The organism is Streptomyces sp. SID3343 (assembly GCF_009865215.1).
Taxonomy (GTDB): domain Bacteria; phylum Actinomycetota; class Actinomycetes; order Streptomycetales; family Streptomycetaceae; genus Embleya.
Genome location: NZ_WWJX01000960.1, coordinates 1 through 5845, shown reverse-complemented (window position 1 = coordinate 5845; position 5845 = coordinate 1). Strand labels below are relative to the sequence as shown.

At 70.4% G+C, this 5845-nt stretch carries 5 protein-coding genes; 2 read left to right on the top strand and 3 right to left on the bottom strand.

What is annotated here, in order from left to right:
* The coding region (locus tag GT354_RS30180; RefSeq protein ID WP_202512484.1) for a hypothetical protein at positions 1-696 on the bottom strand (696 nt) is incomplete at its 3' end.
* Positions 697-1202: 506 nt separating this feature from the next.
* Between GT354_RS30180 and GT354_RS30175 the strand changes: the two genes are divergently transcribed.
* Entirely contained in the window at positions 1203-2324 is a 1122-nt protein-coding gene (locus tag GT354_RS30175) for a serine hydrolase domain-containing protein (protein WP_237535608.1), read from the top strand.
* A gap of 296 nt (positions 2325-2620) precedes the next feature.
* Here the strand turns inward: GT354_RS30175 and GT354_RS30170 are convergent, their stop codons facing one another.
* Both GT354_RS30170 and GT354_RS30165 read right to left on the bottom strand, forming a co-directional pair.
* Positions 2621-3601: an L-histidine N(alpha)-methyltransferase gene (locus tag GT354_RS30170; protein ID WP_161359547.1), complete on the bottom strand. Its 981-nt coding sequence runs from the start codon at positions 3599-3601 to the stop codon at positions 2621-2623.
* Between the two features lie 428 nt (positions 3602-4029).
* Positions 4030-5199 (bottom strand): citrate/2-methylcitrate synthase, encoded by a 1170-nt coding sequence (locus GT354_RS30165; RefSeq protein WP_161359548.1) that lies wholly within the window; start codon positions 5197-5199, stop codon positions 4030-4032.
* Between the two features lie 157 nt (positions 5200-5356).
* On the opposite strand from GT354_RS30165, the gene GT354_RS30160 reads away from it, so the two are divergent.
* A partial coding sequence (locus GT354_RS30160; protein ID WP_161359546.1) for a helix-turn-helix domain-containing protein occupies positions 5357-5845 on the top strand: 489 nt, incomplete at its 3' end.

Here is a 5845-nt window from a genome sequence, read left to right as displayed (position 1 = left end):
TCGCGCCCTGCAGGAGGACGACCGGGTCGGTGGAGTCCTCGTAGGGTTCCGCAGGCGCGCGCTTGAGGACGCCGGCCGAGCGCAGCCCGTGGCGAGCGGCGTACGCGGCGGCGTCACGGGCGCACCCTCGGCCGCCAACTCGGTTGCCGCCGCGGCGACTTGCTCCCGGGTCAGCTCGCGGTCCGTGGCGACGATCCGCCAGGTCTGCCCCGCGTCGTCCCGGAATTCGGCGACGAGCAGCCGCTCGCCTCGGCACAGCACCGCCAGTCGCAGGCTCGGGCCGCTGCCCGTGAGCAGCAGGTGCTCGGCATCGGCCCGCACGACGAAACGCGTGACGGCCGCGGTCGGCGGCAACGGGGCGCAGTCCAGGCCGAGACCACGTGCCGGCAGGTGGGCCGGGACGGCGGGTTCGGCGGGTTCGGCCGTGAGCGTCGCCGCGACCACCTCGCCGGCTCGACCATGGAACGTGACGCGTACGGGCACCGGTTCGGCGCGCAGTGCGGAGACCGCGGTGCCGGCAGCATCGAGGTCGGCCTCACCGTCGCCGGCGGCGAGCTCCAGGCGCAGTACTCCGTCGGCGACCACCGCGAGGAACGGGTCGTACCGGAAGTCGAATGCGCTCCCGGGGAGTTCCACGGGAGCGGCGGACCCTCCGCCATCGAACAGTTTGCGCAGATCCTCCACCTGAAGCGCCACAAGTTCCCTTCCCTCGCGCGGAAACGGGCAGGCTGCGCAGCCCGTGCAGCGGCGTTGCCCGGGGCCGGAGTTCGGCGGACCCCCCACCCCGGCACGCGGGCATGACCAGTCCCAAGATCGGAACGAACGTATCGAAGCACCCACCCGCGAGACAGGACCAAAACGCTCCATAGTGCTGCGTGTTCGGCGATATCCGCTCCACAGTGGACCTTTGTTCGAAACCCTGGCTGCGGACCACCGGGAGCGGCGCTGTGGTCGTCGCGGGGGCGGGTGCTCGGAGCGTGGTGGTGCGGATCGGATCGACCGTGCGGCGACCCGTGGGCGCCGATCCGGGTGACGGCCGAACTCGGCACGGCGAGGCGGAGGTGGGCGCGACGCTGTAGGGGGGTAGCCCCCCGACGGATACGGCCAACAGCCCCATCGTCGGTCGACTGCGTTGTGCAGCACGCTTGTTGCCAACGGGGAACGGCCCCGAGGTGCACAACTCGCAGGTATCGGGGGCTGGTATGAAGCGCGTACATCGGGCGATGGTGACCGTGGCGGCGGCGGCGACGGCGTTGGCGGTGGTGGCGGTGCCGTCGGCCGCGTTTGCCTCGCCGCAGAAGACGGACCGCAGCGGGTTGCGGCAAGGGCTGGACGACATCACCGCGAACGGCGCCGTGGGGGCGCTGATGGAGGTGCGTGGCGACGGCGGCGAGTGGCGAGCCACCAGCGGTGTCGCCGAACTGGGCACGACGCGGGAAGTGCCGACGCACGGCCGGTTCCGGGTGGGCAGCATCACGAAGACGTTCGTCGCCACCGTCGTCCTGCAACTCGTGGACGAGGGCTGGTTGCGCCTGGACGACTCGGTCGAAAGGTGGATGCCCGGCGTCGTCCCCGGTGGCGATCGGATCACCGTACGGCAGCTCCTCAACCACACGAGTGGAGTCCCCGACTACCGGCAGACGCTGCCGATGCCGCCGACTCCGGAGTTCGAGGCCGACCGGTTCCGGACCTGGACCGCGACCGAGCTGATCCGGCGGGCGGTTGCCCAGGCGCCGACGTCCGAGCCGGGGGCCCGGTACGCGTACTCCAACACCGGCTACCTCCTGCTCGGCGAGATCATCCGAAAGGTGACCGGCCGGTCGTACGCCAGGGAGATCGAGCGCCGGCTCATCAAACCGCTGCGGCTGCGCGGCACTTCGCTGCCGGGGACGTCCTCGGGTATCCCAGGGCCGCACCCACACGGCTACATCCCGGTACGGCAGGGCAACGAGACGCAGCTCGTCGACTTCACCCGGATGAACCCGTCGCTGATGGGTGCCGGTGGCGAGATGATCTCCACGACCGAGGATCTCAACCGGTTCATGGCCGAATTGGTCGGTGGGCGTCTACTTTCGAGCCGCCTGCTCGACGAGATGAAGACGGCGGGCGTCGAGGGCAGGCAGTACGGCCTGGGGCTGCAATGGCAGGACACCTCGTGCGGGGTTCGCGTGTACGGCAACGACGGCGATGCCCTGGCGTACCAGGCCTGGTCGTTCTCCACGGAGGACCGCCGCCGCCAGGTCACGATCGCGCTCACGCCCGACTTCCGGGGTGATCCCGACGACGCCGTCGAAGCTCTCCTGGACAAGGCGATCTGCGACTGAGCGTCGACCGGCAGGCGAGGTGGTGGGCGGCCGGTGCAGTCGACCGGCCCGGTGTCGCGGCGCGGCCGGAGCGTAACGAGGGCGGCGCGTGACGAGGTCGGCGACCGGGCTCGGGAGCGACGCCGCTGTACCCGCAACATCGAGTGGAACGCGGTGAGTTCGTCGGCCCGCTGCCGCTTGGGCTCCGGGCGGGCCGGGCGGCTCGGGGCGGGCCGCTTGGCTCGCCCCGTATCCGCCGCCGAAGACCGTCGAACCCGCTTTGACCCAGGCCCGGTTGGTCCGAAAGTTCTCACCGATCAGCGGCCGAAGAGGAAGATCCCGTATTGCCAGTCCTCGTCGATCCACTGAGCGCGCGGCTCCAGTCCCCGCGCGGCGACGTCGGCCACGAACTGCGAGCGGTCGAACTTGTGGGACAAGCCGACGTTGAGCGAGTCACCGCGCCGAAGGTTCAAGGCGAGGTCCAACTCGCGCAGCGTTACGGATTGGTCCTCGGTCGCGTAGACGTGCGCGTGGACGGTGGAGTTCTCGGGTTCGTAGTGCGCCCGTGAACGGAAGTACCGCGGGTCGAAGTCGGCCCCGAACCGCCGGTTGAGGTGGGCCAGGTGATTGAGTCGGAACCGGGTGAAGGCCGATCGATCGCGGGGATCGTTGTAACAGGCTTCGAGCACCTCGGCCGGCTTGCGCAGGTCGACCGACACCAGAAAGCCGTCGCCGGGCCGAAGCGTGTCGGCGATGTCGCGGAGCAGCGCGTCGCGCTCATCCGGCGTGGCGTTGCCCAGGTTGCTCCCGAGAAAGGCCACCACCACGGGCTCGGCCTCGCCGTCCCGCAGCCAGGCCAGCCCCGCCTGATACCTGCCCCACAACCCTTGCACCCGCAGGTCGGGAAGTTCGGTCGTCAGATCGCGCCCGCTTGCCTCCAGCATCTCGCGGCTGACGTCGATCGGGAGGTAGGCGGTGGTCCGGCGATCGACACAGGCCGACAACAACAGGCGGGTCTTCTTGGCGCTTCCGCTGCCCAACTCCGCGATCCGCCCGCACCCGATCAGGTCGGCGATCTCGTGGGCATTGCGCTCCAGCAGGCCGTACTCGACCCGGGTGAGGTAGTAGTCGGGCAACTCGGTGATCAACTCGAACAGGTCCGACCCGAGCGCGTCGTAGCCGAAATGGGCCGGCACCCGGGGCGGGGTCTCTCCCAGGCCGGACACGAGGGCCGACCGGTCGTCCCAAAAGGCGGCCCCGTCGTCGACGGACACGATTTCGACTCGGCTCGGCACCATGACGATTCTCCCGACTTCTGGGCCGCACTCGCGCTGCGGCTGCGCTTTCGCATCTGTCCGGTACGTGCGCCGAACGAACTCGGCGCAACGGGCGGTCACCCGCCGATCACCTTCCGGAGCGTGCCTCTGGACCAAAGCGCGCAAACCGCCCGCGCGCAAGCGACACCTCCCGGAGCGGAAGGGCAGTGCCCTGCATCCGTACGGATCGATGCCGCGACGCGGCGATTTTCCGCCCGGTCGGACTCGCGCGAGCACGGACCGCCGAATCGCGTGGGTCGTGACGGACGTGGTCGTCCGGCGCGCGGGACGTGCCGATCGGAACGGCCGGCGCCGGCCGTTCCGACGCCGGAGGCGGACGCCGACCCGCGGGTCGGGGAACGGCCGAAACCGCCGAGGCGTAGTCCGTGTCCGATGTTCTGCGGCCGGTCTCAGGCGGGCGGGACGAGTTGCGGCGGGCGGGGGCCGGTGTAGCGGGCGATGGGGCGGATGATCTTGGTTTCGGTGGCCTGTTCCAGGATGTTGGCACACCAGCCGACGACCCGGCTCGCGGTGAATGTCGGGGTGAACATGGATCGCGGGAGGCCACACAGTTCCATCACCACGCCCGCGTAGAACTCCACGTTGACGTGCAGTTCCCGCCCCGGCTTCAGTTCGGCGAGGATCTCGGTCACCCGACGGTGGACCGTGTCGGCGAAGTCGACCAACTCGACGCCCTGCGCGTCGGCGTGCCCGGCGAGTTCGCCGGCGATCTCGGCCAGCATGACCGCGCGGGGATCCTCGGTGCGGTAGACGGCGTGGCCGAAGCCCATGATCCGATCCCCTGCGGCGATTTTGGCGCGTACCCACGCGTCGATGCGGTCCGGGGTACCGATCTCGTCCAGCGCCTCCAGGGCGCGATCCGGCGCCCCGCCGTGCAGCGGTCCGGAGAACGCGCCGATCGCTCCCGCCACCGCGGACACCAGGTCGGCGCCCGCCGAGGCGATCACGCGCGCGGTGAACGTGGAGGCGTTGAAGCCGTGGTCGATGGTGGCGGTCAGATAGCGCTCGATCGCGGCCACCTGCGTGGGTTCGGGATCCTTGCCGGTGACCAGATAGAGCCAGTTGGCCGCGGTGGACAGATCGGCCCGCGGCTCCAGCGGCTCGGCACCCTCGCGGATGCGGTACAGCGCGGCCAGGATGGTCGGGGTCACCGCGCCGACCAACAGCGCGTCGGCGGCGCGCCGTTCGGGTGCTGCCTCCCACAGCGGCGGCAGGTTGCGCGCGGCGCCGACCAACGACAGGGCGGTACGCAGCCCGGCGAGCGGATCGAAGCGGTCGCCGGCCGTCGCGATGGCCCGGAGCACCGGCCGAAGTTCCTCGGGCAGTACGCGCAGCCGCGCCACCTCCGCGGCGAACGGCGCGCGTTCCTCGGCCGCGGGCAGTCGGCCGTGGACGAACAGGAACCACACGTCCTCGAACGAGCGGGTGCGGGCCAGTTCGATCGCCGAGTACTGCCGGTAGTGGTAGAAGCCCTTCGCGCCCTGTACGTCGCCCAGTTCGGTGGTGGTGACCACCACGCCCTTGAGGCCCGCGGGTACATCGATCCCAGCCATGTGCATCCCCTCGTCCGTGACGACCGGCATGGCGCGCCTTCCATCCGGTCCGGGCACGGTGTCCCGGCCGCCGGCTGCGCGTCCCGCCTGACCACGAATGTCGATCAGCAATCAAGTATCGTCAATATTGACGGGATCAACATGAGCCGGAGGCTGGAACGAAATGGCTGGTCGGAGCACCGTTCCGGAAGGTGGAAGTGAGCAGGATTACCCGCACGACTACCTGACCACCGCCCAGACCGCACAGCGGCTCGGCGTCAAACCCGAGACGGTCTACGCCTACGTCAGTCGCGGGCTGCTGACCAGTGAACGCGCGGTACGCCGGCGCGGCAGCCGCTTCGCCACCGCCGAGGTCGAGGCGCTGGCGAAGCGCATCGGCGGGCGCCGCGACCCCAACGGCTCGATCGAACGCATCCACACCCACCTGACGTTGCTCGCCGACGACCACCTGTACTACCGCGGCCGGGACGTGGCCGAACTCGTCGACCATCGCCTCGAATCGGTCGCCCACTGGCTGTGGCGCGCCGAACTCGTCGACGTGGCCCCCTTCGAGGTCTCCCCCGACCTGACCGACCTGGCCCGCCGCACCGTGGCCCTCCTGCCGGACAGCGCACGCCTGACCGACCGCATCCGGATGATCGTGGCCGCCGCC